This window comes from Mesorhizobium sp. B3-1-6, from assembly GCF_006439555.1.
GTDB lineage: Bacteria > Pseudomonadota > Alphaproteobacteria > Rhizobiales > Rhizobiaceae > Mesorhizobium.
The window spans coordinates 20491-44616 of record NZ_VFTM01000010.1 but is presented as its reverse complement, the minus strand read 5'-3'; the positions used below and the strand labels follow the sequence as shown (position 1 = coordinate 44616).

The 24126-nt window shown below is 64.5% G+C and carries 26 protein-coding genes and 1 pseudogene; 11 read left to right on the top strand and 16 right to left on the bottom strand.

The window, feature by feature from the left end; all coding sequences use genetic code 11:
• Positions 1–30: 30 nt before the first annotated feature.
• The 6 genes from pip to cysS all read right to left on the bottom strand — a co-directional run bounded on the left by pip (position 31) and on the right by cysS (position 4489).
• Positions 31–999, bottom strand: coding sequence for a prolyl aminopeptidase (gene pip, locus FJ414_RS11045; RefSeq protein WP_140644421.1), 969 nt, complete (start codon positions 997–999; stop codon positions 31–33).
• Positions 996–1472 carry a GFA family protein gene (locus FJ414_RS11040; RefSeq protein ID WP_140644420.1) on the bottom strand — a complete coding sequence of 159 codons (477 nt, stop codon included), beginning with the start codon at positions 1470–1472 and terminating at the stop codon, positions 996–998. Before FJ414_RS11040 ends, pip begins: the two co-directional genes overlap by 4 nt.
• Positions 1472–1960: a GFA family protein gene (locus FJ414_RS11035; RefSeq protein WP_140644419.1), complete on the bottom strand. Its 489-nt coding sequence runs from the start codon at positions 1958–1960 to the stop codon at positions 1472–1474. The genes FJ414_RS11040 and FJ414_RS11035 overlap by 1 nt, the downstream gene beginning before the upstream one ends.
• A gap of 33 nt (positions 1961–1993) precedes the next feature.
• On the bottom strand, positions 1994–2380 hold the full coding sequence (locus FJ414_RS11030) for a VOC family protein (protein WP_140644418.1): 387 nt from the start codon (positions 2378–2380) through the stop codon (positions 1994–1996).
• Positions 2377–2775 (bottom strand): endonuclease domain-containing protein, encoded by a 399-nt coding sequence (locus FJ414_RS11025; protein WP_140644417.1) that lies wholly within the window; start codon positions 2773–2775, stop codon positions 2377–2379. The genes FJ414_RS11030 and FJ414_RS11025 overlap by 4 nt, the downstream gene beginning before the upstream one ends.
• 271 nt (positions 2776–3046) lie before the next feature.
• Positions 3047–4489, bottom strand: coding sequence for a cysteine--tRNA ligase (gene cysS, locus FJ414_RS11015; protein WP_140644415.1), 1443 nt, complete (start codon positions 4487–4489; stop codon positions 3047–3049).
• A gap of 391 nt (positions 4490–4880) precedes the next feature.
• Between cysS and FJ414_RS11010 the strand changes: the two genes are divergently transcribed.
• Positions 4881–5036: a hypothetical protein gene (locus tag FJ414_RS11010; RefSeq protein ID WP_140644414.1), complete on the top strand. Its 156-nt coding sequence runs from the start codon at positions 4881–4883 to the stop codon at positions 5034–5036.
• 113 nt (positions 5037–5149) lie between these two features.
• Here the strand turns inward: FJ414_RS11010 and FJ414_RS11005 are convergent, their stop codons facing one another.
• A complete protein-coding gene (locus FJ414_RS11005) occupies positions 5150–5911 on the bottom strand; it encodes an SOS response-associated peptidase (protein WP_140644413.1) in 762 nt (253 codons plus the stop codon).
• Between the two features lie 116 nt (positions 5912–6027).
• Here FJ414_RS11005 and FJ414_RS11000 point away from each other — a divergent pair, with 116 nt between their 5' ends.
• From FJ414_RS11000 to FJ414_RS10985, 4 genes are all read left to right on the top strand, one after another.
• On the top strand, positions 6028–6447 hold the full coding sequence (locus FJ414_RS11000) for an NUDIX domain-containing protein (RefSeq protein ID WP_140644412.1): 420 nt from the start codon (positions 6028–6030) through the stop codon (positions 6445–6447).
• Between the two features lie 75 nt (positions 6448–6522).
• On the top strand, positions 6523–6900 hold the full coding sequence (locus FJ414_RS10995; RefSeq protein WP_140644411.1) for a TIGR02301 family protein: 378 nt from the start codon (positions 6523–6525) through the stop codon (positions 6898–6900).
• 352 nt (positions 6901–7252) lie between these two features.
• Complete coding sequence (locus tag FJ414_RS10990) at positions 7253–7510, top strand: hypothetical protein (protein WP_040984202.1); 258 nt, start codon at positions 7253–7255, stop codon at positions 7508–7510.
• A 131-nt stretch (positions 7511–7641) separates the two neighbouring features.
• Entirely contained in the window at positions 7642–8424 is a 783-nt protein-coding gene (locus FJ414_RS10985) for a hypothetical protein (RefSeq protein ID WP_140644410.1), read from the top strand.
• Positions 8425–8490: 66 nt separating this feature from the next.
• On the opposite strand, the pseudogene FJ414_RS31750 reads toward FJ414_RS10985, so the two are convergent.
• Both FJ414_RS31750 and FJ414_RS10975 read right to left on the bottom strand, forming a co-directional pair.
• A pseudogene (locus FJ414_RS31750) lies at positions 8491–8714 on the bottom strand (hypothetical protein).
• 52 nt (positions 8715–8766) lie between these two features.
• Entirely contained in the window at positions 8767–10098 is a 1332-nt protein-coding gene (locus FJ414_RS10975) for a dihydroorotase (RefSeq protein WP_140644409.1), read from the bottom strand.
• Between the two features lie 84 nt (positions 10099–10182).
• On the opposite strand from FJ414_RS10975, the gene FJ414_RS10970 reads away from it, so the two are divergent.
• The 3 genes from FJ414_RS10970 (at position 10183) to FJ414_RS10960 (ending at position 13885) form a co-directional block, all read left to right on the top strand.
• Positions 10183–11046: a folate-binding protein YgfZ gene (locus tag FJ414_RS10970; protein ID WP_140644408.1), complete on the top strand. Its 864-nt coding sequence runs from the start codon at positions 10183–10185 to the stop codon at positions 11044–11046.
• Positions 11046–11684 (top strand): HD family hydrolase, encoded by a 639-nt coding sequence (locus FJ414_RS10965; RefSeq protein ID WP_140644407.1) that lies wholly within the window; start codon positions 11046–11048, stop codon positions 11682–11684. The genes FJ414_RS10970 and FJ414_RS10965 overlap by 1 nt, the downstream gene beginning before the upstream one ends.
• A 65-nt stretch (positions 11685–11749) precedes the next feature.
• The gene (locus FJ414_RS10960) at positions 11750–13885 is read left to right on the top strand and encodes an EAL domain-containing protein (protein ID WP_140644406.1); all 2136 of its coding nucleotides are present in this window, start codon (positions 11750–11752) and stop codon (positions 13883–13885) included.
• A 149-nt stretch (positions 13886–14034) separates the two neighbouring features.
• Here FJ414_RS10960 and FJ414_RS10955 read toward each other — a convergent pair whose 3' ends face one another.
• The gene (locus tag FJ414_RS10955) at positions 14035–14925 is read right to left on the bottom strand and encodes a fatty acid desaturase family protein (protein ID WP_140644543.1); all 891 of its coding nucleotides are present in this window, start codon (positions 14923–14925) and stop codon (positions 14035–14037) included.
• A gap of 111 nt (positions 14926–15036) precedes the next feature.
• Here FJ414_RS10955 and FJ414_RS10950 point away from each other — a divergent pair, with 111 nt between their 5' ends.
• Positions 15037–15960: a LysR substrate-binding domain-containing protein gene (locus FJ414_RS10950; protein ID WP_140644405.1), complete on the top strand. Its 924-nt coding sequence runs from the start codon at positions 15037–15039 to the stop codon at positions 15958–15960.
• A 19-nt stretch (positions 15961–15979) separates the two neighbouring features.
• On the opposite strand, the gene FJ414_RS10945 is transcribed toward FJ414_RS10950, so the two are convergent.
• The 5 genes from FJ414_RS10945 to FJ414_RS10925 form a co-directional block, all read right to left on the bottom strand.
• Positions 15980–16252, bottom strand: a complete 273-nt coding sequence (locus tag FJ414_RS10945; protein ID WP_140644404.1) for a DUF3303 family protein — start codon at positions 16250–16252, stop codon at positions 15980–15982.
• A 52-nt stretch (positions 16253–16304) separates the two neighbouring features.
• Positions 16305–17768 carry a RimK family protein gene (locus FJ414_RS10940; RefSeq protein WP_140644402.1) on the bottom strand — a complete coding sequence of 488 codons (1464 nt, stop codon included), beginning with the start codon at positions 17766–17768 and terminating at the stop codon, positions 16305–16307.
• Positions 17769–17772: 4 nt separating this feature from the next.
• On the bottom strand, positions 17773–18870 hold the full coding sequence (locus FJ414_RS10935; RefSeq protein WP_140644400.1) for a peptidase C39 family protein: 1098 nt from the start codon (positions 18868–18870) through the stop codon (positions 17773–17775).
• A 208-nt stretch (positions 18871–19078) separates the two neighbouring features.
• Positions 19079–19873 carry an anti-sigma factor gene (locus tag FJ414_RS10930; RefSeq protein WP_140644398.1) on the bottom strand — a complete coding sequence of 265 codons (795 nt, stop codon included), beginning with the start codon at positions 19871–19873 and terminating at the stop codon, positions 19079–19081.
• A complete protein-coding gene (locus FJ414_RS10925) occupies positions 19870–20388 on the bottom strand; it encodes an RNA polymerase sigma factor (protein WP_140644396.1) in 519 nt (172 codons plus the stop codon). Before FJ414_RS10925 ends, FJ414_RS10930 begins: the two co-directional genes overlap by 4 nt.
• Before the next feature lie 213 nt (positions 20389–20601).
• Here FJ414_RS10925 and FJ414_RS10920 point away from each other — a divergent pair, with 213 nt between their 5' ends.
• Complete coding sequence (locus tag FJ414_RS10920) at positions 20602–20853, top strand: type II toxin-antitoxin system Phd/YefM family antitoxin (protein WP_140644394.1); 252 nt, start codon at positions 20602–20604, stop codon at positions 20851–20853.
• Positions 20846–21241, top strand: a complete 396-nt coding sequence (locus FJ414_RS10915) for a hypothetical protein (protein WP_181175229.1) — start codon at positions 20846–20848, stop codon at positions 21239–21241. Before FJ414_RS10920 ends, FJ414_RS10915 begins: the two co-directional genes overlap by 8 nt.
• A gap of 28 nt (positions 21242–21269) precedes the next feature.
• On the opposite strand, the gene FJ414_RS10910 is transcribed toward FJ414_RS10915, so the two are convergent.
• A complete protein-coding gene (locus FJ414_RS10910) occupies positions 21270–24044 on the bottom strand; it encodes a DUF2339 domain-containing protein (protein ID WP_140644392.1) in 2775 nt (924 codons plus the stop codon).
• Between the last annotated feature and the right edge of the window lie 82 nt (positions 24045–24126).

The window sequence follows — 24126 nt, the reverse complement described above, 5'->3', positions numbered from 1 at the left end:
CACCCTCCTCTGGCCTTGCGGCCGGTAATATCATTTCTTGCCGGCGAACCCATCCGTCGCCCGGATCAGCCGATCCAGAATCCCCGGCTCCGAATAGGCATGGCCGGCGCCTTCGACCAGGTGGAAATCCGCCTTCGGCCAGGCCTTGTGCAGCGCCCATGCATATTTTGCCGGACACGGCATGTCGTAGCGGCCGTGGACGATGGTGCCCGGAATGTCCTTCAGCTTCCAGGCATCGCGCAGCAACTGCCCTTCCTCCAGCCAGCCGGCATGGACGAAATAATGGTTCTCGATGCGGGCGAAGGCCACCGCGTAGTCGTCCTGGCCGAACGGCGTGCTGGTTTCCGGCTCTGGCAGCAGCGTGATCGTCTCGCCTTCCCAGAGGCTCCAGGCAAGGGCTGCCTGAACTTGAGCCTTGCGGTCGGACCCGACCAGCCGCTTGCGATAGGCGGCCATCATGTCGCCGCGCTCGGCCTCGGGGATCGGCGCCAGAAAACGCTCCCATTTGTCGGGAAACATTTCCGAGACGCCGAACTGATAATACCATTCGAGCTCGGCGCGGGTCAGCGTATAGATGCCGCGCACGACCAATTCGCTGACGCGGTCCGGATGCGTCTCGGCGTAGGCGAGCGCCAGCGTCGAGCCCCAGGAGCCGCCGAAGACAAGCCATTCGTCGAAGCCCGCCATTTCGCGCAGGCGCTCGATGTCGGCGACGAGATGCCAGGTGGTGTTGGCCTCGAGCGAAGCGTTGGGCGTCGACTTGCCGCAACCGCGCTGGTCGAACAGGATAACGTCGTAGAGCTTCGGGTCGAACAGACGCCGGTGTTTTGGCGAGATCGTGCCGCCCGGGCCGCCATGCAGGAACACGGCGGGCTTGGCGCCCTTGGTGCCGCAGCGTTCCCAATAGATGGTGTGGCCGTCGCCGACATCGAGCATACTTGACTCGAACGGCTCGATCTCCGGATAGAGCATACGCAACGAACTGCCGTGGATCGTCATAGTTTCAAGCCCTGCTGCGGCCAGTTGGCCGTCTCGTGGTCGGGATGCTGGAAGGAGATGATCTGCTCCTGCCGTCGATAGAAGTCGGGATCGTCGAGGATCGGCGCCTCGAAGATCTTTTCCACCCAGGGCAGACGAACCGCGTAGTTGACCTGGATCTGCGGCGCGAGGTCGGAGCGGTCGTCGAAGGCGCCGATGGCGATCTCCAGCGCGCCGGGCTGGCGATAGGTCAGCGGCGTGCCGCAGCGGGGGCAGAAACCGCGATCGATGTTGACCGAGGACTGGAAATAGCTCGGCTCCTCATGGGTCCATTCGACGCCGTCCTTCGGCACCGTCACCAGCGCGCCGAAGAAATTGCCGAACTGTTTCTGGCACATGCGGCAATGGCAGATGGAGGGGCGCCCGAGCTTGCCCTTGATGCGGAAGCGCACGGCACCGCACTGGCAGCCACCGGTTCGAACGTTTTCTGTCATCATCTTTCCTCCGGTGGCCATTGGTCGGTGTCGTGATCGGGATGCTGGTAGGAGACGAGCTCGGCGAGGTAAGGCGCCGAGGCGATATCGGCCATCGTGTCCTCGGACGGCAGCTTGGGGATGCCGTCGACATAGGGAAGTTTTGCCTCCGTCCCCCACTGGATGGTGGGCGCGATGCCGGTCGGGTCATCGAAGGCGGCGATCGCAAGCGCCACGCCGTCGGGGGCCTCGAAGGTCAGCGGCGTGCCGCATTCGGCGCAGAAGCCGCGCCAGGCGGCATTGGACGAGCGGAAGCGTTTGGGCTCGCCGCGCGTCCAGTCGAGCGTGGCGCCGCGCACCGAGACCAGCGGCAGGTAGAAGTTCCCGCTCGCCTTCTGGCACATGCGGCAATGGCAGACAGAGGCTTCGCCCAGCGCCCCTTCGACGCGGAAACGCACGGCGCCGCACTGGCAGCCGCCGGTGTAGACAGGCCGGTTGTCAAGGCTCATGACACACTCCCGATCATGGGCTGCTTTTGGCGCTCACTCCGGATCATGGCAGACCGCCTCGACATTGTTGCCGTCGGGATCGAAGACGAAGGCGCCGTAATAGTTGGGGTGGTAATGCGGGCGCAGACCCGGTCCGCCATTGTCCTTGCCGCCGGCGGCAAGTGCCGCCGCGTGGAAAGCGTCGACCTCGGCGCGGCTGCGCGCAGTGAAGGCGACATGCTGGGCGGATTTCGGCTTGTCCGTGCTGTCGCTCAGCCAGAACACCGGCCGGTCGCGGCCATAGCCGCCTACCTTGGCGCCGCCGGTATATTCCTGAGGCACCATGTAGAGCAGCGATGCCCCCAGCGGCGCCATCGCCTTGTCGTAGAAGGTCTTGGATGCGTCGAAATCGGATACGTTGATGCCAAGATGGTCGATCACGAGACGAGCTCCTCCGTTGGTGGCGCGGGCGCGACGGCCAGGCCGGCCACGATGACGATGTGCTGGCAGACATTGTCGATATCGCGGATCACGTCGTCGTTCCAGAAGCGCAGGATGGTCCAGCCAGTGGCGGCTAGATAGGCAGTTCTCTCCTCGTCGCGACGGGAGTGTTCCCCATCGCCATGCTGGCTGCCATCGACCTCAACTATGAGGCAATGCGCAGAACAAGCGAAGTCAACAATGTAAGGTCCAATCGGCACCTGCCGCCGAAAGCTCATGCCCATGAGCCTGTGCGCACGCAATTCGTTCCAGAGCTTCAGCTCGGCATCGGTCATCGCGCGCCGCATCGATTTGGCGTTTTTGCGCTGATGAGAGGGAACGCGGTCGTGACCCATGCTCAGGCCGCCCTACGCTGGAGATTAGCGAAACCGCACGCGACATCTGATCTCCCCCCTTGCGGGGGAGATGTCCGGCAGGACAGAGGGGGGTGCTGTCCCGCCGGCGTAGCAACTAGGGAGCGCTGCACTCTCAGGAAATGGCTGGCATGAGAGTGGGGAAGTTTGAACGCTGGCGTTCCTTCACACCCCCCTCTGTCCTGCCGGACATCTCCCCCGCAAGGGGGGAGATTGGCCGTCGCCGATGGTTTCGCCAATCGCCGAAGTTGTCTCACCGCTTGATCTCCCACGTCGTCACGCGCTCGCCGGTGGCGGGGTCCTTGCCGTCTTTCAGTTGCACGCCTTGCGCCAGCAGCTCATCACGCAGGCGGTCGGCTTCGGCCCAGTTCTTGGCGGCGATCAGCGCGAGCCGATCGGCTATCGCCTTGGCGATCGTTTCCTCGTCCACCTTGGCCGCGCCGACGTCGAAGCCCAGGAAAGCCAGCGCCGCCTTCAAGGACCCGGCGGCTTTCTCGCCTCCGGCATCGCCCGCCTCGCCGGCGAGCTGCGTGAGCCGCTGGAAGGCTGTGTAGGTGGCGAGGTCGTCCGACAGCGCATCCACCACCTCGGCCGGCAGGTCCTTCGCGGCCACTGGTGCAAGGTCCGCCGCGCGCTTCCATTTGCGCAATGTGTTTTCCGCCTCCTCCAGCTTGCGCACGGAAAAGTCGATCGGTTCGCGATAGTGCGTCATCAGCATCGCCAGCCTGAGCACCTCGCCAGGCCAGGTGCGGCCGCCGAAAGTGTCCGTCTCCAGGAGCTCGTGGATCGAATAGAAGTTGCCGAGGCTCTTCGACATCTTCTGGCCTTCGACCTGCAGGAAGCCGTTATGCATCCAGACATTGGCCATGACCTTGGTTCCGTGGGCGCAGCGCGACTGGGCGATCTCGTTCTCGTGGTGCGGGAAGATCAGGTCCAGCCCGCCGCCATGGATATCGAAGACCTCGCCGAGATAGGCGGCGGACATCGCCGAGCATTCGATGTGCCAGCCGGGCCGGCCCCTGCCCCATGGGCTCTCCCAGCCGGGTTCCTCAGGCGAAGACAGCTTCCACAGCACGAAATCGCCGGGGTTCTTCTTGTGCGCGTCGACGGCGATGCGCGCGCCTGCCTGCTGCTCGTCGAGATTGCGCTTCGACAACTCGCCATAGTCCGGCATCGAAGCGGTGTCGAACAGCACCTCGCCGCTTGCGACATAGGCGTGGCCGCGCTCGATCAGCTGCGAAATTAGCGACAGCATGTCGGCCTTGCCGTCGGCCCGGGGCGCGACGAACTCGGTCGCTCGCGGCTCGTAGGTCGGCTGCAGGCAGCCAAGTGCGGCGACATCCTTGTGATACTGGTCGGCGGTCTTTTCGGTGACCTTGCGGATCGCATCGTTGAGCGAGAGCTTGCCGGCCGCGATCGCCTCGCCGAAGTCGCGCAGCGCCCTGGCATTTATCTTGTCGTCGACATCCGTGATGTTGCGCACATACGTGACATGCGTTTCGCCATAGACTTGGCGCAACAGACGGAAAAGCACGTCGAAGACGATCGCCGGACGCGCATTGCCGATATGGGCAAAGTCGTAGACGGTCGGGCCGCAGACATACATGCGCACGTTCAACGGATCGATCGGGATGAATCGCTCCTTCGTCCGCGTTAGCGTGTTGTAGAGGTTGAGGCCCTTCGATGCGTCAGACATGCGGTCCCGGTCCTTAATTTGTGTTTGCCGGAACCAACTTCGCGCCGAAGGCACAAATCAGGCTCCAGCCTGCTGGCCGGGGCGTTTTTCCGATCTGGGGAAAGATGAGGCGAAAACGTCCGGACCAGCGCGAGGCTAGCCAATAATGCAAATGCCACAAATGGCGAAAGACGTTTTCATGGGCGGCTTTATCGCGCTGGCAGGTGTTGCCGTCAAGTCGCTCAGCTGAGGAAAGATGTGGCTGAATCATAGGTAAAGACAGGACGAAACATTTTATTAAACATGTCGGCACAGTGATGAAACATTCGCCGGCTAGACCGTCAGATGTCACGATTTGGTCGGAATCGGCCGCCAAACGCTGGACACGAAACCGTTACCAGGGAAGAGAATCATGGCTCGCACCAAGCAGGAACAGAACCGACAAACGCAGCCCGCACTGGCCAGCCACTACCGCGCGATCGGCCCGGCAGCAATCGTCGCGGCCCTCCTCCACACCGCAAAGAAGAAGAAGCCCGCGCAGAAGATCGTTTCGCCGCGCGTTGCCTGAAAGGGCACGACCGGCACGGTCCCCGACAATGGGGACGCCGGCGATGAGGGCGCCAAAGAGCGCCCTGGAGATGAAGGCCTCCGGAAGCAGCCTCGCAAGGCTGATAACCTTCGCTAGAACAAGCTCATCTGGTTTTCGTCCGGGCCATGCTTCTGGCGCCCGGGTTTTTCGGCCTGCGGCGAAACGATGCCGCGCTCCTGAATCTCCGGCCCGGTGTTGGCGACCTTGTTGACCAGGTCGGAAACCGGAATCGCCTCGAAGAAATCGGGTTCGGCGGGCTTCAGCAGATCGAGCACGTCGCGCGGCTCCTGCGTGCGGCAATCCAGCCAGCGGGCGAAGTCGCGTTCCTCGATCACCACCGGCATGCGGTCGTGGATATGGGCGATGCCGGCATTGGCCTCAGTCGTGACGATCGCTCCGGTATCCATCTCCGAACCGCCCGGCTCGGCATAGGTCTCGATCAGGCCGGCGAAGGCGACCATGCCGCCGCGTCGCGGGCGGATCCAGTAGGGTTGCCCCTTGCCGCTGCCCGACTGCTGCCACTCGTAGAAACCCGATGCCGGCACAAGAGCGCGCCTGTGGCGCATCGCGGTCTTGAACGAGGCCTTTTGCAGCACACCCTCGGAGCGGGCGTTGATGAGCAGCGGAAACGCCTTGGTGTCCTCGACCCAGGCCGGAATCAGGCCCCACCGAACCAGCATCGCCTGGCGGTCCGGCAGGTTCGAGCCCGGCTCCCGCTGCGGGCCGGCAAGCGCCATCAGCACCGGCTGCGTCGGCGCGATGTTGTAGCGCGCCGGAAATTCCTCCAGCTCGGCCAGGCCGAGGAAGGCGGCGGTCTGGTCCGGCGTGGCGGTCAGGGCAAAGCGTCCGCACATGGATCTGGCTCTTCGATTGACGTGCAATGAAAGTGGCGATGGAACCGCCACGCCGCAACGGCTAAAGCTTGTTTCACCCAATCGGTCCACAAAAGGCTGCGGAAAGATCGATACGCATGGAACAGCGCAAGCTCATACCGGCCGTTTCCGTCGCCGTCGTGCGCGGCGAGACGGTGCTTCTGGTCAAGCGCGCGCGGGCGCCGTCGCAGGGGCTCTACGCCTATCCCGGCGGCAAGGTCGAAGCGGGCGAGACGCTGGCCCAAGCCGCGGCGCGCGAGTTGCAGGAAGAGACCGGGCTCGAAGCGGCAGGTTACCGGCCGCTGCGCGACATCCATATCGACGGCAGCAGTGAAAACCACGCGGTCGACTATCTGCTGACGGTGTTCGGCGCGGCCTATGCCGGCGGCGAGCCCGTGGCCAGCGACGATGCCGAGACGGCGGCGTTCTACACGCTGGCGCAAATGACGCAGATGCCGCTGGCGGGCGACGTGTTCTCGGTCGCCGAGGAATTGCTAGGGGCCGCTGCGGGCGATTAGACACCCATAAAAATCGCCTTGCGGGCGACGAAATGTTTCGCCACAAAGCTTTAACTCCCTCACGCCAAGGCTTTGATGACCCGCGCTTCTGCTCTTCTCGCCGCGTGCCTCGCTGTCAGCATGATCGTCGCGGCATCCCCGGCCCCCGCCGCCGAAGCGCCGTTCGAGCCCGGCCTGATGCGGCTGGCGGAAGTGCTCGGATCGCTGCATTTCCTGCGCAACCTGTGCGGCGAGAAGGGCGACCAGTGGCGGGCCGAGATGGAAAAGCTGCTCGAATCGGAAAATCCCGATCCCGACCGGCGCGCCCGCTTCATCGCATCGTTCAACCGCGGCTACCGCTCCTTCAGCGGCACCTACACCCAATGCACGCCGTCGGCGACCGAGGCCATCGCCCGCTACATGAAGGAAGGCGAGACGTTGTCGCGCGACATCGCTTCCCGCTACGGGAATTGAGGCCGGCTCGGCCGCTGCGCGTTTTGCGCAGATTTTTTGCGGGCAATCGGCGCCAATGTGACGTGCCTTATTGTGTCCTGTCCCGCTCTGGTGCAATCATGTGTTGCACTTGCGCAACAGCGTTAATGAAACGTTAGCGCGCGATTGTGGAATTAACTCAAACTGAAGGTTTTGATGCCCCAAGCCGGTCTAATCGGCTAAGCTCGGCATCGATTGAGCGCAGTCTCGATCGCAATGTAGATTACGACCGTAAAAATGTCGTATTTACAAAGACTTAAATGAGGCTGCGGACGAACTGACAGACCAAGCCTGATCTCTCGTCGGATCGATGCTTGCAGAAGTGGACATCGCAATGGAACATGGCGTCAGCGACATCGACGCGTTGGTCAGGGAAGAAAAGCGGCTGACTGCCGTTGAGAGCCACAGCGAAGCGTGGGCCGAAGGCCTATCGGCCGGCATCGAGCCGGAAATCATCGCCGAGGCAGCGCTGGAGACCGCTTTCGGCGAGATGTTGCGCGCCAATGGCGAGACCTCTGCGCTCGCGCTCCTCGACCGCATGCGGGAAAAGGTGATCGCCGGCGCCTTCGAGCCCGAACGGCTGAAGCATTAGCCACCTGTTTTGACAGCGACTTTTTGACCACGAGTTTTGACGGCGACACGCCATTTGGGCATCATGTCCATGCGCCTGGACGCTCGGAGCGCCGGCCGGGGCCGAACCCGGGAACCATGGAGAGGCAAGCGGTGAGATTTTCGATGTCAGGCCGGCCGCGCGGGCTGGCCCTCAGCATCCTGATCGCCGCTTCCTGCCTGACGCTGCCCCTGTGCCTCACGAGCACGCCTTCCTACGCGCTGAGCGAAATCCAGCGCGAGGACCTGCCTTCGCCGGGCACCCCGCCCGCAACTGGCGACAGCGCCGCGCCCGGCACCACCGTGCCGATGCCGCAGGCGCCCGGCACCAAGCCCTCGGACCAACCTGCCGACGATACGGACAAGTCGGAGCCGGAGACGCCCGCCAATGGCGGCATCACCAGCCCGCGCGCCGATCCGGACGCACCACCGCCTGCGGTCGTCTATGACCTCGACACGCTTCCCGAACCGGTCAAGCGCATGCATGGGCTGATCATCGAAGCCTGCCGGACCGGTGACATCGAGAAGCTGAGATCGCTGATCGGCAAGGGCGATTCCATGACGCAATTGTCGCTGGGCGACATCGACGGCGACCCGATCACCTTCCTGAAGAGCCTCTCGGGCGACGGCGACGGCCAGGAAATCCTCGCCATCCTGGAAGAGGTGCTTTCGGCCGGCTACGTCCATATCGACACCGGCACGCCGCAGGAACTCTATGTCTGGCCGTATTTCTTCGCGCTGCCGCTCGACAAGCTCGATCCCAGGCAGCGTGTCGAGTTGTTCAAGCTGGTCACGGCCAGCGATTATGACGACATGAAGCAGTTCGGCGCCTACATCTTCTACCGCGTCGGCATCACGCCGACCGGACAGTGGCTGTTCTTCGTCGCCGGGGATTGAGACGCAACAGGTACGGCAATGTTGGCGGGACAGCGCAACGACAGCGGCTGGGATTGTCGCTACGGCTCAAGCCGTGGTCAGAAGGATACCGTGGCCAAATTCGTCGGCCAATTTCATGATAAGCAGCTTCTCACGCGCCGTAAGGCGCTTTTGGTCGACAAAGCGCCAGTTGCGTTCGTAAAGCGCAAAGGCCTCTTTAGCGGGATAGGACACATGACATCGCGGTTCCAGGCGAGCGCCTGAAGTTCAGGAAACTCCGCAGGAATGATCGCCGCAATATTCGCGGTCATGGTGCATCCAAGATAATGCAGAGCGCTTAATAAATCCAATTCTTGGCAAGGGCTAGGCCGGCAGCGCCTCGGAGAACTCCACCGCCGCGCCCTGGCCGGGCGTGACGATCTCGCCTTCCCACATGACGCGCCTGCCGCGCACGACCGTGCCGACCGGCCAGCCGGTGACCTCCCTGCCGTCATAGGGCGTCCAGCCGGCCTTGGAGCCGGCCTGGGCGTTGGTGATGGTCTCGCTGCGCTTCAGGTCGACGACCGTAAAATCGGCATCGTAGCCGGCGGCGATGCGGCCTTTCCTGGCCATGCCGAATATGCGCTGCGGACCATGGCTGGAAAGGTCGACGAAGCGCTGCAAAGTGAGCCGGCCTGCGTTCACATGATCGAGCATGATCGGCACCAGGGTCTGCACGCCGGTCATGCCCGACGGCGAGGCCGGATAGGGCTTTGCCTTTTCTGCTAGCGTGTGCGGCGCGTGGTCGGAGCCCAGCACATCGACGATGCCTTGCGAAATGCCATGCCAGACGCCGTCGCGGTGGCGAGCGGCGCGCACCGGCGGATTCATCTGGATCAGCGTACCCAGCCGCGCATAGTCGTCGGCGCTCAGCGTCAGATGGTGGGGCGTCGCCTCGCAGGTCGCGACATCCTTGTGCTGTTCGAGGAAGACGATCTCCTCGGCTGTCGAGATGTGCAGCACATGGATGCGCGCGCGCGTCTGCCTGGCAATGCGCACCAGCCGCTCGGTGCAGCGCAGCGCCGCGATCTCGTCGCGCCAGACCGGATGGGACGACGGATCGCCCTCGATGCGTTCGCCGAGCCGCTCGCGCAGGCGGAACTCGTCCTCGGAATGGAAGGCGGAGCGGCGGCGGGTGTTGCGCAGGATCGAGGCGACGCCTTCATCGTCCTCGACCAGCAGGTCGCCGGTGGACGAACCCATGAACACTTTTATGCCGGCCGCTCCCGGCAGCCGTTCCAGTTCGCCGACATCGCCGGCATTGTCGCGCGTGCCGCCGACCCAGAAGGCGAAGTCGCAATGCATGCGCCCGGTGGCGCGGCGCACCTTGTCGGCAAGTGCGGCCTCGCTGGTGGTCAGCGGATTGGTGTTGGGCATTTCGAAGACGGCGGTGACGCCGCCCAGCACCGCGGCGCGGGAGCCGGTCTCCAGATCCTCCTTGTGCTCCAGCCCCGGTTCGCGGAAATGCACCTGGCTGTCGACGACGCCCGGCAGGATGTGCAGGCCCGTGCAGTCGATGGTTTCGCCGGCCGAAGCCTGGCCGAGATCGCCGATCCGCGCGATGCGTCCGGCCTTCACGCCGATGTCGCGCCGGCCCTCGCCGTCATGATTGACCACCGTGCCGCCTGACAGGATGAGGTCGAAGGTGGTTGCCATGGCAGGTCCAATCTCTTGCGGGGGGAGTGTGGCCGGCTTACGTAATGGCCGAACGTTTTGCAAGATTAGGCCGATTTTACGCCCATGCCCTTTGCCCAACTCAAAGACCGCGCGCTCATTTCCGTGTCAGGCCCCGATGCCGAGCATTTCCTGCAGAACATCCTCACCACCGACCTCGACGCGCTTCGGCCCGGGGAAGCCAAGCCCGGCGCGTTGCTTTCGCCGCAGGGCAAGATCCTGTTCGATTTTCTGATCTCGCGCGCCGGCGAGAATGGTTTTCGCCTCGAATGCCGCACCGATATCGCGGACGATTTCGTGCGCCGGCTGATGCTTTACCGGCTAAGGGCGAAGGCCGATATTGCCAAACAGGATCAGGCGCTTGTCACGGTCGAATGGGGCGATGATTCAACCGCCTCACCTTCCGATTCAATGGCGCTTGCCGACACGCGCTTCCGCGATGTGTCGGTGAGGCGCGCTTACGGAGGCGAGGCAAAGGACGGCGGCGACTCAAATGCCTGGCTGGTGCTGCGCATCGGCAACGGCATCGCGGAGAGCGGTTCCGACTACCAGCTCGGCGATGCCTTTCCGCATGACGTGCTGCTCGACGAAACTGGCGGCGTGGGCTTCAAGAAGGGCTGCTATATCGGCCAGGAAGTGGTCTCGCGCATGCAGCATCGCGGCACCGCGCGGCGCCGTGTGCTGATCGCGTCGGCCGATGGTCCCCTGCCCGCTGCCGGGACCGAACTCACGGTCGCCGGGCGGCCGGTGGGCACGCTCGGGTCTGTCGACGGCCGGACCGGTCTTGCCGTTGCCCGCATCGACCGTGTCAAGGCGGCGGTCGACGCCGGCGAGGCGATCATGGCGGATGAGGTTCCGGTAGCGCTCGCCATTCCCGCCTGGGCGAAGTTCACCTTCCCCGAAGGTGCGGTCAGCGCGGAGGAGGCCTGATGGCGGCCGACCGGGCCGGCGCGCCGCCGCGCGCCTGGCAACGCATGCTGTCCGGCCGGCGGCTCGATCTGCTCGATCCGTCGCCGCTCGACATCGAGATCGCCGATATCGCGCACGGCCTTGCCCGGGTCGCCCGCTGGAACGGCCAGACCAGCGGCGACCATGCCTTCTCGGTGGCGCAGCATTCGCTGCTGGTCGAAGCTCTCTACGGTGAACTGGTGCCTGCCGCTCCGGCCGAGGCGCGGCTTGCAGCGCTGCTGCACGACGCGCCCGAATACGTCATCGGCGACATGATCTCACCGTTCAAATCGGTGATGGGCGGTTCCTACAAGGATTGCGAATTGCGCCTGCAGCGCGCCATCCATCTGCGTTTCTCGCTGCCGGCGGAGCTCGTCGCCTCCTTGCGCAACGACATCAAACGCGCCGACCAGATCGCCGCCTATTACGAAGCAACGCTGCTGGCCGGCTTTTCGACCGCTGAGGCGACCGAGTATTTCGGGCGGCCGCGCGGCTTCTCCGCCGACCGCTTCGACTTCACGCCAAAATCCGTGACCTGGGCGCAAACGGCTTTTCTCAAGCGTTTCAAGACGCTGGAAGCCAAGCGCCAGTCTTCGCTTGCCGTGAATACAACCCCATAAAAGAACGCTAAATTAACCGGCGACCGCGACAGTATTGCGTTCGGTCACGGTCCGAAGGCGTGCTCATGCCCGGCGCACATGTCAAGACTGCTTCCACCGCCGGCAAGCGAAGAACGGCCGCCATTGGTCCGGCGCGGCGGATCGCGGAAGAATTGCGGGCTCAGAACGAGCGCTTCGCGGCGGCTGTCGAGAACATGTCGCATGGCCTGTGCATGTTCGACGCCGATGAGCGGATGATCATCTGCAACCACAACTATCTCGACATCTTCAGCCTGGACGCCAAGGTGGTGAAGCCCGGCATTCCTTTCTTCGACATACTGCAGCACAGCGTCGACATCGGCATCGCCTCGCAGAGCGCGAGCGAGCTTTATGCCATCCGCAAGCCTTACATCGACGGCGCCAAGGCCTCGACCTATGAGGAAGTCCTGTCGGACGGGCGCATCGTCGTCATTTCGCACCGGCCGATCGCCGTCGGTGGCTGGGTGTCGATCTACGAGGATGTGACCGAGGAGCGGCGCGCCGAGGCGGAGCTGAAGGAGCAGCACCGCCGCTTCGACGCCGCGTTGGCCAACATGTCGCAAGGCCTGCTGATGTACAGCGCCAAGGGCCGGCTCATCGTGCGCAACCAGCGCTTTCTGGACCTATGCAATGCCAAGGCGTCGGATTTCGCGCTGGGCATGACGCATCGCCAGATGCTGGACAAACTCATTCGCCTCGGCATCTTCGCGCCGCTGGAAATCGACGTCGAGGTCGGGAAGACGAGGGCCAGCCTGGATGCCGGCCAGTCGCGCTCCAGCTATCGCGAACTGGTCGACGGCCGAACGCTCTTCGTCTTGCGGCGGCCGCTGGCCGGCGGCGGCTGGGTGGCGACTTTCGAGGACGTCACCGAGCGCCGACGCACCGAAGAGCGCATGACGCATCTTGCGCATCACGACACGCTGACCAACCTGCCCAACCGCTCGATGTTTCGCGATCGGCTGGACCAGGCGCTTGGCGAGGCCAAGCCGCTGGCGATCCTCTCGCTCGACCTCGATCGCTTCAAGGCGGTCAACGACACGTTCGGCCACCCGGCCGGAGACTGGCTGCTGCAATGCGTCGCCAAGCGGCTGCAGCATTCGGTGCGCAGCAGCAAGGACGTGGTGGCGCGCTTCGGCGGCGACGAGTTCGCCATCATCCAGTTCGGCATCAGGAGCGTCGCCGATGCCGAAAAGCTCGCCAAGCGCATCGTCGAGATCGTCGGCAAGCCTTATCGCGACAAGGGGCGCGAAATGCATGTGGGCGTGAGCCTCGGCATCGCGCTCTATCCCGGCGACGGGCACGACGCCGACACACTGCTCACCAACGCCGACATGGCGCTCTACCGGGGCAAGAGCGAAGGACGCAATGTCTATCGCTTCTTCGAGCCGGGCATGGATGCGCTGATGCGCGAGCGCCGGGCGCTCGAGGCCGATCTCGAGGCGGCGCTCTCCAGGCGCGAATTCGAACTCGATTTCCAGCCGATCCTCGACATCGGCTCCGGCAGAATTGTCGGCGCGGAAGCCCTGATGCGTTGGCGCTCGCCGTCGCGCGGCCTGGTGTCGCCGGAGAACTTCATCTCCGTCGCCGAGGAAACCGGATTGATCGTGCAACTCGGCGACTGGGCGCTTCGCAAGGCGTGCAACGTGGCGGCGAACTGGCCGCCGGACATGCGCATGGCCGTCAACGTCTCGGCCGCGCAGATCAAGAGCGGCGGCTTCGCCCGCAGCGTGATCGCGGCGCTTGCCTTCTCCGGCCTGCCGGCCAACCGACTGGAGCTCGAAATCACCGAAACGGTGATGATGGACGAGAGCGACGCCGTGCTGAAGACGCTAAGCCAGTTGCGCGGTCTCGGCGTGCGCATCGCGCTCGACGATTTCGGCACCGGCTATTCCTCGCTCGGCTACCTCCGGCGTTTCCCCGTCGACAAGATCAAGATCGACCGCTCCTTCACCAGCGATCTCGACAAGCGCGACACGGCGGCTATCGTGCGCACGGTGATCGGGCTCGGCGCCGAGCTCGGCATCACCGTCACCGCCGAAGGTGTGGAGACCGAGGCGCAGCTGGACATGCTTCGCAAGGCCGGCTGCGGCGAGGCGCAAGGCTATCTGATCGGCGTGCCGGCGAAGGCCGCCGAGGTGAGCCGGCTGCTGCGTGCGCAGGCGCTGCTGCGCCAATCGGGCTGATTTCCCGAGCACGTGTTGAGATTCGGGTTAGGCCGCGCCGAAAATGGCGGATTCCGAGAACCGGAGCGGAGCGTACTTGAAGTACGTGAGCACCGGAAGCGCGGGAAGCCGGCATTTGCAGGCCGGCATCACCTGAATATCAATACGCGCTAGCGCAGCGTCTCGATATATTTCTCATGGAAGCTCACATAGCCGGGCTCGACCACCTTGAGGTGCCGCTCGATCAGCCGGTGGAATTGCGGCAACTGGTGGAACGGCACGCCGGGATAGGCGTGGTGCTCGGCATGGTAAGGCATGTTCCAGGCGAGCTTGCGCACGAACCAGTTGGTCAGCGTCGTACGGGTGTTTTCCAGCATGTTGGCGACGAAGGGACAGCGGCCGTGCTCGGCCAGCAGATAGAGCCTGAGGAACGGCTGGCCGAGCAGCGCCGGCACGATCCAGACATAAAGCAGCACCGATGCCTTGAACCAGACCGCAAGCGCCAGCAGGACGACATAGAAGGCGATCATCGCCCGCGCCTCGGCCTTCACCTTCGGCAAGCCCTTTGGCGGCACGTAGCTGTCGCGGCAGCGCCCCATTGCATTGGTGTAGAGCGTCTTGAAATGGCCCCACCATACCGGAAGACCGGAGACGTGGACGATGTATTGCCGCATCGTCTCGGGCTTCGGAAAGGCCAGTTCCGGATCGTTCTCGGGGTCCTGGGTGAAGCGGTGATGGGCGAAGTGGAAATAGCGGAACCAGTCGGCCGGCAGCGCGATCGCCAGGCTGCAGAAGCGCGCGACCATATCGTTCAGCCACTGTGTTTCGAACGCCGTCCTGTGGACCGTTTCATGCAGCAGCGTGAACAGGAACACGATCAGGACGCCCTGCGGCAGCATCAGGACCGGCCAGAACGGCACCTTGGCCACGATCAGCGCGCCGAGGAGGATGATCGCGCCGAGATGGAGCGCGAGCTGGGCAAGGCCCGGCCCGTCCGATTTTCCGGTCAGCCGGCTGCGCTCCTCATTCGTCAGCGAGGCTATCACGGAGCGGTGGTCGATGGCTGCATCGTGGTCGATTGCGTTCATGAGGCCACGATACCCAGAAATAAACCTTTCGAAAAACGAGGATTTCTGCGAAATAGATAAGGTAGACTTATCTATTGGATCGCCATGGTCGCTCTTCCCTCCTTGCGCGGACTTCAGGCCTTCGAAGTGGCGGCGCGCACGGGCAGCTTCGCGGCCGCGGCGGAGGAACTGTCGATTTCGGCGGCGGCCGTCAGCCAACTTATCCGCACCGTCGAGGAGCAGATGGGACGAAAGCTGTTCCACCGGGTCAACCGGCGCGCGGTGCTGACCGAGGCCGGGGTGGAGATGCTGCCGAGGCTCAGCATGGCCTTCCGCGAAATCGGCAGCGTCGCACGCGATGTCGGCGGCGATGCGTTCCGGCCGAGGCTCGTCGTTTCGGTGCCGCCCTCCATGGCGATGGGCTGGCTTTCCGAGCGCATCGCCGGCTTTGTCGCATCGCATGGCGCCGCCGACATATCGCTGAGAGGCGACGACGATCCGGTGCCGTTCGATCATGAACTGATCGACATCCGTCTCTCCTACGGTCCGCACTATCGCGAGCATCCAACCGAGGAGATCGTCAGGGATGCCGTCTATCCCGTCTGCGCGCCGACGCTGGCCGGCGCGACCGAATCCGACGGCCTTGCCGGCCTGCCGCTCATTCACACCGACTGGGGACCGACGGGGGCATCCTTTCCATCCTGGCGCAACTGGTTCGAGGCTGCGGGAAGCGAGCCCGGCCGCGCGGCACAGCGCGGGCTTTCGGCCAACTCGTCTCGGGCAGCGCTCGATCTCGCCATTTCAGGACTAGGCGTGGCGCTGGCGCAAGGCATCTATTGCGCCCGGGCGCTGGAGGATGGCAAGCTGGTGCGGGCCGCCGCGCAATCCCTGGAGCTGCGCCAGCCCTATTGCCTGACGATCCCCGAGCGCAGCGCAAGGCGCGACGTGGTGGCAGCGTTCCGCGAATGGCTGATCAAGGAGTGCCGGCGCGCGGTCAGATCGCCGGCGCTGGTCACGCCGTCAATCTGACGGCCCGCGAAACATGCGTTCACAGATGCCCGGCCAATGCCGCTACCATATCCTTGCTGTTAGCCACCGGAACGATCTCGAATTCGACCAAATCCGCCCATTCGATGACCCAGCGCTGCAGCACCGTCGCATCGTCGGCTTCCACCAGCATGAAGCAGCGGCTCATGTCGCCCGCGATCCAGCTGTGATGCACGACGAGCTCGTCGGGCTTCAGCCGGCCTTTGTCGCGGAAGCGGCGGTAGATCCCCTTGCGGTCCGAGCCGTGGAAATCCTCGATCACGAAAAACAGCATTTTGTTCCCTCAAATCAGGCGGTTGGTTCTCCGGCCGCTATTTGTCCGGCCGCTACTTATCCGGCCTCTCCAGGCGCTCCAGGAACCATTGCGTCAGCCGCACCCACAGCTCGTCCTTCTCGCCCGAATCCTCCCAGCCATGGTCGAGATTGGGATTGTCGTTGACCTCTATGACGAAGACGCCGTCCTTGGTCTCCTTGAGGTCGACGCCGTAGAGCCCGTCGCCGATGCATTTTGCGGCCTTGACCGCCGTCTCGACGACATGAGGCGGCGTCTGCTTCAGCGTGAATGTCTTGATCCCGCCCTGGTCGGGCTTGCCGCTGGCCTTGTGGTTCACGATCTGCCAGTGCTTCTTCGCCATCAGATAGTGCACGGCAAAGAGCGGCTGGCCGCCGAGCACGCCGACGCGCCAGTCATATTCGGTCGGAATGAATTTCTGCGCGATCAAGAGATCGGAATCGTCCAGCCATTCGGTCGCGAGCTTGGTCAACTCGGCCATGTTCTCGCATTTCTTGACGCCGCGCGAGAAAGACGAATCCGGGATCTTCAGCACCAGAGGGAAGCCGAGCGTCTGCGCCGCCACTTCAAAGTCAGACGTGCCGGCGATCATCACCGTCGGCGGCACCGGCACCTTGTTGTAGGTCATCAGTTCGTTGAGATAGACCTTGTTGGTGCAGCGGATCATCGACAGCGGATCGTCGATCACCGGCATGCCTTCCTGCTGGGCGCGGCGCGCGAAGCGGTAGGTGTGGTTGGAGATCGAGGTGGTCTCGCGGATGAACAGCGCGTCGTAGTTGGCGAGCTTGGCCAAGTCCTTCCTGGTGATCGGCTCGACTTCGACGCCCATCTTCTCGGCAATCCTCGCCCAATAGCGCAGCGAGGAGATTTCCGACGGCGGCAGTTCCTCATGCGGATCGACCAGCGTGGCGAAAGTATAGCGCGCCGGCGTGCGGCCCTTGGTGTCGCGCCACTCGCGGTTGGTGTAGGTGTCCAGGCATTGCAGGAAGAATTCTTCCTCATCCTCGGTCATGCGGGCGAGCGGCAGGAAGCCGATCTTGCGGATCGAGGCCCATTCGGCGCTGTCCTTGATGTGGACCTCGAGCGCCGGCGCGCGGAACCAGTCGAACAAAAGCTTGGCGAAACGGTCCCAGACTTTCGACGGACCGATGCCGAAGAAGATCGCGACCTTGGCCGGGAAAGTCCCGCCGAGGTCCTTCCTGCATTTGTTCAAGGCAAGCTCTAGTTCCGGCAACGCGTGCTCGTAAAGCTTGCGCTCCGACAGGTCGATCATGGTCTCGACGGTCGGGATCACCCGGTGGCCGCGCGAGCCGGCCAGCAGCGAGGCGTAGTAGCCGCGGCTCTGGTAGCCGTAATTGTTCGACAGGTTGATCACCTTCGGCCGTTGGCCGCGGAACAGCGCCGGATGCGCGAGATAGTCGCGGTTGGTGATGATCTTGTGGGGTGTGGCCACCTGATCGATGTCGTTCTGCCTGCCTGTGAGGATAACCCAGGTCATTGTCTCAGCGTTTTCCCAGAGTGATGGCGGCGCGTAAACCGTCGCGGCCGAACTGCGCCATGTTCATGAAAATGTCGTAAGGCACCGGAATGTTCGCGGCATCGAGGATCGTTTCCTGCCTTTCATCCTCCACCCATGGGTCGTGGATCAAGATATGATCGCCGTCGTCGCCGATGGCCAGCACCCAATGCGGCACCTTCTTGCCGAACATCAGGAAACCGCTGACCAGCACCACCACCAGCTTGCCCTCGGCCAGGGCGTCGCGGATGTCGCCGATGCCGAACGGACGGTAATTGACGGGAATGCCGTAGAGTTCGGCGCGGCGGCGGAAATCGACCTGGGCGAGCTCCATCACCCGGCGCTTGTCCTCGCTCCTCACCGACTGCAGGAACAACGCGCCGTAGAAGGAGACGAATATCTCGGCCGCGAGCCCGCTCTCGTAGCCGGCGACCGCCAGGCCGAAAGGCTCGCAGCCGCCAGGGCCGGACATCATGAAGACCGTGGTCGCCTCGCGCCACAGGCGGATTTCCATGACCGGGTCGGGCACGAAGCCACGGTCGAAATTGGCCATCGCCATCATCAGGCAGCACGGGCCGCAGGTGAACTCGCAGGTCTGTTGGTAGAACGGCACCTTGGTCGCGGTCGGGGTGTCGCCGCGCAGCGTCTTTTCATAGCGCAGCGCCGTCGCGCCGTCTTCGTAGTAGTCGGGCTCGCGGCCCAGTCTTCGATAACCGGCCTGCTCGTAGATACGGATGGCGCGGTCGTTGTCCTCGCGCACTTCGAGGCGCAGCAGCAGCCGATCGTGCTCGAAGGCCGCTTCCTCGGCGGCCGCCAACAGAAGGCGACCGATGCCGAGCCGGCCGAAGAAGGGGCCGACGGCGATGGAATAGAGCCGCGCGACTCCGCTGCCCTTGCGAAACAGCACCACGGCATAGCCGGCGACTCGGCCCTCGCTCTCGGCCACCAGCATCTCGGCGGTTTCACGTTCGATGAACTGGCGGAAAGAGCGGCGCGAGAGCCTGTCGCCCGGAAAAACGGCCTTCTCGATGGCGGCGAGGTCATCGACGTCTGACGCGCGGGCCTTGCGGATCTCGGCAGGCATGCGGGCTTGGGAGAACCTCGATTGGGTTTAAGAAAACGGCCCCGGTGGATGCGTCGCGAACACTGGCCGAAGCGCGGGCATTCATCAAGCGCTATCGCTCCTTGATTAGGGCCGAATTGTGACAGTTTCCGCCACGGCAGGAAAGGGCCAGGCGCTTGAACGGAATTGCCGTTCGACGGGCTGCCGGCCGCCGAAAAACGCAGCCGGTTCAGCTCGATATGCCGGCCAGGAGCTGGCCATAGGCGCTCTTTGCGACATCCGACAATCGCTCCGGCGGCAACGAGCCGACGACGGCGCAGGCATAGCCCTTGTCCAGCCAGTAGACCGCCTCCGGACCGCCTGCCTCGGCCGTATAGGTGCCCTTCGATGTTTGAGCCGATTCGGCGGTGACGAAGAGCGAGATGCGCTCGCCCTTGGCGTCCTCGTAGAGCAGCATCGCCGCCTTGCCTTGCTCACCGGCCGGCAGCAGCCGGCCGCCGATCAATTCGAAGCCCTCGGCCGTCAGGTCGGGCGCAACCAGCTTCAGCCCGACGCGGTTCGACAGCCAGGTCTGGAGATGATCCTTGTCGCTCGCCGGGACTTCGACGGCATGGCGCTTCTCGGCGGCGTAGACGACATGGGCGGCGATCGCCTGCTCGGCGAGCTGGTCGTCGCCGTCGCCGCCACGGGCGATGCCGTCGATGCCGGCGATATAGCCGCCAAAGCCGCCGACGGCGAGCACCACGGCAGCCGCGGCCGAGAGCCACCAGCGCGAGCGCCAGGCCGATGCCTTTGCAGGGGCCTGGCCGAGCAATGCCTGCCGCAGCCTCGCCGGCACCGGCTCGTCCATCACGCCAGCGAAAGCAGCGCGCATGGCGGCGCGATCGGCGATGTAGCGCGCGGACTTCGCCTTCATCTCGGGATTGGCCTCAAGCCAGGCGTCATAGGCCATGCGTTCGTCGCCCGGCAGCTCGCCGTCGAGGGCCATGTGGATATCGCGTTCGGAAAAATCACGACGGGTCATTTCTCGACGATCCTCAGCGAGCGGCGGCGCGATGAGTCCTCAAGCAGGCCTCGCAATTCCTCGCGGCCGCGGGCGATGCGCGACATCAGCGTGCCGGCCGGCACGCCAAGGATGTTGGCGGCCTCGGCATAGGAAAAGCCCTCGATGGCGACCATCACCAACGCCGCGCGGCGATCGGGGCTGATCGCCTGCAAGGCATCCATGATCTCGCGCGAGGCGATGGTCTCGACCTGATCGGCGGGCGCGGACTGGGCCTCACCGGCTTCGAGCGGCAATATCGCCGCCTCGCCGCGCCGGTTGACCTTGCGCATCTGGTCGATGAACAAGTGATGCATGATCGTAAACAGCCACCTCCGGGGGCTCTCTCCAGTCTGCCAGTTGTCGAGCCGCACAAGCGCCCGCTCCAGGCAATCCTGGACGAGATCGTCGGCGGAATCGCGGTCGCGCAGCAGCGAGCGCGCATAGCGCCGCAACCGCGGTATTTCGCTCAGGATCGCTGCCTTCTTGTCGTCCATGACCGCTTGTTTCGAGGTCGCTTTCCATCCCGATAGAACGCGCCTTCCAGGCGCGGTGCAAGCAGTCAGCGCGAAGCGGCCGAACCGCTGCGATTACCCAAGCAAATGAATAACGAAGGCGTGGGCCGGCTTATTCCCGTTCGAGTCCCAAACCGACTCATTGTTTAATTACGTAAGATACGTATATTGCGTATATCGCGTATGAGGCAATCGATGAAACAATTCACCTTTTCAGACATGAACCGCGTATCGGGCGAAATCCTCGAAACAGCAATGATCGAGCCTGTCGCGCTGACAAAACGCGGCAAGGAAAAGCTGATCATCCTGTCGGCCAGGCAATACCGGCAACTCGTTGGTTCGTCTCATGCCGCGGCTTACACGCTCGAGAATGCGCCTGACGAGATCCACAACGAACTGATGTCGGGGTTGGAAGCCATCATAAGTGGCGATGAGCCGGATGTTTAAGCCCGGCGATCTGCTTCGATATTACTATTTGTGGGCACGGCAGGCTGACGCTGGTGAGGAGTCCGGCCGCAAAGCGCGCCCTGTCTGCATCGTGGTCAGAACGCCGACTACGCCGGCAGCGCTGTTCCTGTTCCCGCTCACCTCGCAGCAACCCCACGCGACCCGCACTTATATTGCCATCAGTGAGATCGAGTGTCGTAGGGGCGGCCTCGATTTTCCGTCATGGCTGATCCTCGACGAGTACAACCGTGCGCGTGTTGACGAAGCTTACGACCTCGTGACGACGAAGCCGATCGGTTCCTTCAGTCCGGCATTCGTCCGCAAGATTGCTGGCCTCATCAAAGAGGCAGCCGAAGAGCGCCGCCTGCGCGGCGTTGTCCGGAAATAGTGGCAGCAGTCCAGGAAACCCCAGACTTTCACCCTTTCCTCGCCGCCCGCGTCAGCAGCCGCTGGTAGAACAGGCCGATGCCGATCAGCACGGCGCCGAGGCCGATGAAGGAGAGCGCGCGCAGCACGCCTTCCAGCTCCGACATATCGAACAGGAAGACTTTCAGCACCGCGACCGCGATCAGCACCGCGGAGCCGATGCGCAGCACTTGCGACTTCAGCCAGACGCCGGCGGTGAGCAACGCAACGCCTATGACCAGCCAGAGCGCCGAGTAAGTGTAGGTCTCGAGCTGGCCAAGCCCGCTCCACAAGGCGATGAACTCGCCTTTGAACAGGCGGCGCACCGAAAGCGTAGCATAGGCGAAGGCAAGCAGCGAGGCGATCAGCGCCAGCATCGCCGCATACCATCTCGGACGCTTGTCGCGGACATAGAGCGCCAGCGCGCCCGCCGCGATCGCCGGCAGCAGATAGGCGAGGAACAAAAGGTTGAAGACAGGAATCGTGCCGGTCGACTCGTCCGTCAGCAGCGGGTTCAGCACCACGAAATGCTGCACGGCGATCAGGCCCGCCGAGATCACGCCGGCGGCCATCGAGCCATAGCGCAGCACCGAGCTTGGCGAGCGCATGTCGATGGCGACCAGCATGGCGCCGGCGCCGAGCGCGATCAGCGTGTAGATCGCCTGTTCGGCAAGGGTCACGGTGCCGGTGTCGATAACGCCACCATGCATGGCGTGGCGCACCAGCATGGCGATGGTGAGCAGCGCGAACAGCGCCGAGGCTGCCTCCATGGCAAGGCGCGGCCGGCCATTGGTGGTGCGGGCGAGTTGCCAGGCGGCGAAGCCGGAGGCGAGCGCCGGCACGCCATAGCCAGGCAGCAGCCAGTTGAAGACCGGCGTCCTGGACAGAAACGCCGCGCCGACGATGGTCGGATCGAAGGCGACACGGGCGAGCACGGCGACCGCCGCGCCCACCGCGACCCAGCCCAGCACGGGGTAGGACCGCCAGCGCGTGGCCAGCGCCGGGACGACCGCGGCGGCGCCCAGGAGCACTGTCGTCCAGCCGGAACCGAAGGCCATGTGCAGCATCAACAGGCCGGCGACGCCGGCGCCGCCAAGCGCGAAGGACACAGCCGGGCCGCCGGTCAACGGCGGCTCCTCGGCGCGCGCGATCCATTCACCGCCGGCGGCGAAGGCGAGCACCAGCAACAACGCCGGCAACGCGTAGCCGAGGTCGCGGTCGATATCGCCGAAGGTAAGCCACAGCGCGGTGAGCACCGTCAGCGGAGCAATGACGCCCCAGGCGGCCCAGCAGGCCGCGCGCAGCGAAGCGGTGGCGGCAAACCGACGCGCCGCCCAGAAACCGGCCGCGAGGAAGATCAGGCCAAGCGCGATGCCGATGCGGAAAGTCAGCGTGTCGGACGACGCCAGGGGCTGAGCGTCCAGCCCGACATCGAGCGCATTGGCGCCGATCGTGGCGGGCGGGATGATGCCGAGATAGATCAGCACTGTCGCGATGCCGGCGGCGAAGACCAGCGGCAGCGCGCGCGGCCGGTAGAGCGCCACCGCGACCAGCGCCGCCAAAAGGACCGCGCCGTGCAAGGCATCGCCGGCGCTGGCAAAGGCCGGATCGACGGACAGCCCAAGCGCGCTCAACGCGATGAAGAAGCCGGGCACGATCGACGGCCAGTCGAAGCCGCGCGCCGCATCGTCGCGGCCAGTAACCAAGAAAAGGCCGAGCCAGACGAAAGCCAGCACGGCGAGCGTCGCCAGGCCGATGAACAGGACGGCGGCAAGATTCACGTCCGGCGCGTCGACCATGTAAAGAATGGTCCAGATGCCGGTGCCGGCGAAAGCGGCGGCAACCAATGCCCTCCAGTCGCGGATGCGGGCGATTGCCGCCGTGGCGGCGAGCACGATCGCCAGATAGACGAACAGCGCCCAGGGATTGGGCGCCTGCGAGGCGACCAGCGCCGGCGTGACCATGGCGCCGACGAGGCCGATGCCGGCCAGCGCCATGCCATGCAGGAGCGATGCGCCAATGGTCGCGACGCCGATGGCGCCAAGCAGCACGAAGGCCGTCGCCGGGCCGATGAAGCCGTAGATGCCGTGCGCGGCGTAGACCGTGCCGAACAGGATGAAGGCGCCCGCCCCGGTCAGGATCGCGGGGATGTAGGCGCCGGCGGCGCCTTGCACCGGCACCTTGAAGCCGGTGCGGCGGATGAATTCGGCACCGCCAATCAGCACCAGGCCGAGGACGCCGGCCATCGTCAGGCGCACGCCGGGGCCGAAGATGCCGGCTTCGATGGTGTAGCGGATCAGGAACAGGCCGCCCAGCGCCAGTGCGATGCCGCCGACCCAGACCGCCCAGCGCGTGCCCAGCGCCGTCTCGACATCGCTCTGGCGCGCCGCCTTCGCGGGCGCGGGCGGTTCTGCTCCGGGCGTCTCGGTGGCGGAGACAGGTTGCGCCGGTTTGGACGGCCCGGCGGATTGCGCCGCGGGCGCTTGGGCCTTCGTCCAAGGTCCTGCCGCTGCCGCCGCCTCTTCGGCCGCCTCGGGCTTCGCGGCGATCTCTTCGGCCGCGCCGTCCGCCGACCGCGCGGCAGGCGCCACGGCTGCCTTGGCCTCCTCGGGAAGACCCTCCTGCGTGGCGTCCGCCGCCTTGGGCGCGGACAGCGAAGCGCCCGACTGCACCAGGCCGCGCAGGACGCCGAGCTCGCGCTCGACCAGCGCGATGCGGTTCTGCTGGCGTGAAACGATGACGAAAAGAGCTATGACGGCGGCAATGGCGATCAGGCTGAAAAACATGGCGGTTTCCCTCAAAACCAGACCAGTCGTGGCCAACAAATGCGGCGATGAGACGGCTGGTCGAAATCAGCGTCTTGCCTAC

Excerpts from the sequence above, each read along its gene's own strand:
- cysS (WP_140644415.1), bottom strand. The coding sequence starts at position 4,489 with ATGTCTGACGCATCGAAGGGCCTCAACCTCTACAACACGCTAACGCGG.
- FJ414_RS11000 (WP_140644412.1), top strand. The coding sequence starts at position 6,028 with ATGGAACAGCGCAAGCTCATACCGGCCGTTTCCGTCGCCGTCGTGCGC.
- FJ414_RS10995 (WP_140644411.1), top strand. The coding sequence starts at position 6,523 with ATGACCCGCGCTTCTGCTCTTCTCGCCGCGTGCCTCGCTGTCAGCATG.
- FJ414_RS10925 (WP_140644396.1), bottom strand. The coding sequence starts at position 20,388 with ATGGACGACAAGAAGGCAGCGATCCTGAGCGAAATACCGCGGTTGCGG.
- FJ414_RS10915 (WP_181175229.1), top strand. The coding sequence starts at position 20,846 with ATGTTTAAGCCCGGCGATCTGCTTCGATATTACTATTTGTGGGCACGG.
- FJ414_RS11040 (WP_140644420.1), bottom strand. The coding sequence starts at position 1,472 with ATGACAGAAAACGTTCGAACCGGTGGCTGCCAGTGCGGTGCCGTGCGC.
- FJ414_RS10945 (WP_140644404.1), bottom strand. The coding sequence starts at position 16,252 with ATGCTGTTTTTCGTGATCGAGGATTTCCACGGCTCGGACCGCAAGGGG.
- FJ414_RS10910 (WP_140644392.1), bottom strand. The coding sequence starts at position 24,044 with ATGTTTTTCAGCCTGATCGCCATTGCCGCCGTCATAGCTCTTTTCGTC.
- FJ414_RS11025 (WP_140644417.1), bottom strand. The coding sequence starts at position 2,775 with ATGGGTCACGACCGCGTTCCCTCTCATCAGCGCAAAAACGCCAAATCG.
- FJ414_RS10930 (WP_140644398.1), bottom strand. The coding sequence starts at position 19,873 with ATGACCCGTCGTGATTTTTCCGAACGCGATATCCACATGGCCCTCGAC.
- FJ414_RS10935 (WP_140644400.1), bottom strand. The coding sequence starts at position 18,870 with ATGCCTGCCGAGATCCGCAAGGCCCGCGCGTCAGACGTCGATGACCTC.
- pip (WP_140644421.1), bottom strand. The coding sequence starts at position 999 with ATGACGATCCACGGCAGTTCGTTGCGTATGCTCTATCCGGAGATCGAG.
- FJ414_RS11005 (WP_140644413.1), bottom strand. The coding sequence starts at position 5,911 with ATGTGCGGACGCTTTGCCCTGACCGCCACGCCGGACCAGACCGCCGCC.
- FJ414_RS10965 (WP_140644407.1), top strand. The coding sequence starts at position 11,046 with ATGGCGGCCGACCGGGCCGGCGCGCCGCCGCGCGCCTGGCAACGCATG.
- FJ414_RS10960 (WP_140644406.1), top strand. The coding sequence starts at position 11,750 with ATGCCCGGCGCACATGTCAAGACTGCTTCCACCGCCGGCAAGCGAAGA.
- FJ414_RS10950 (WP_140644405.1), top strand. The coding sequence starts at position 15,037 with ATGGTCGCTCTTCCCTCCTTGCGCGGACTTCAGGCCTTCGAAGTGGCG.
- FJ414_RS10940 (WP_140644402.1), bottom strand. The coding sequence starts at position 17,768 with ATGACCTGGGTTATCCTCACAGGCAGGCAGAACGACATCGATCAGGTG.
- FJ414_RS10920 (WP_140644394.1), top strand. The coding sequence starts at position 20,602 with ATGAAACAATTCACCTTTTCAGACATGAACCGCGTATCGGGCGAAATC.
- FJ414_RS10990 (WP_040984202.1), top strand. The coding sequence starts at position 7,253 with ATGGAACATGGCGTCAGCGACATCGACGCGTTGGTCAGGGAAGAAAAG.
- FJ414_RS11010 (WP_140644414.1), top strand. The coding sequence starts at position 4,881 with ATGGCTCGCACCAAGCAGGAACAGAACCGACAAACGCAGCCCGCACTG.
- FJ414_RS10970 (WP_140644408.1), top strand. The coding sequence starts at position 10,183 with ATGCCCTTTGCCCAACTCAAAGACCGCGCGCTCATTTCCGTGTCAGGC.
- FJ414_RS10975 (WP_140644409.1), bottom strand. The coding sequence starts at position 10,098 with ATGGCAACCACCTTCGACCTCATCCTGTCAGGCGGCACGGTGGTCAAT.
- FJ414_RS11035 (WP_140644419.1), bottom strand. The coding sequence starts at position 1,960 with ATGAGCCTTGACAACCGGCCTGTCTACACCGGCGGCTGCCAGTGCGGC.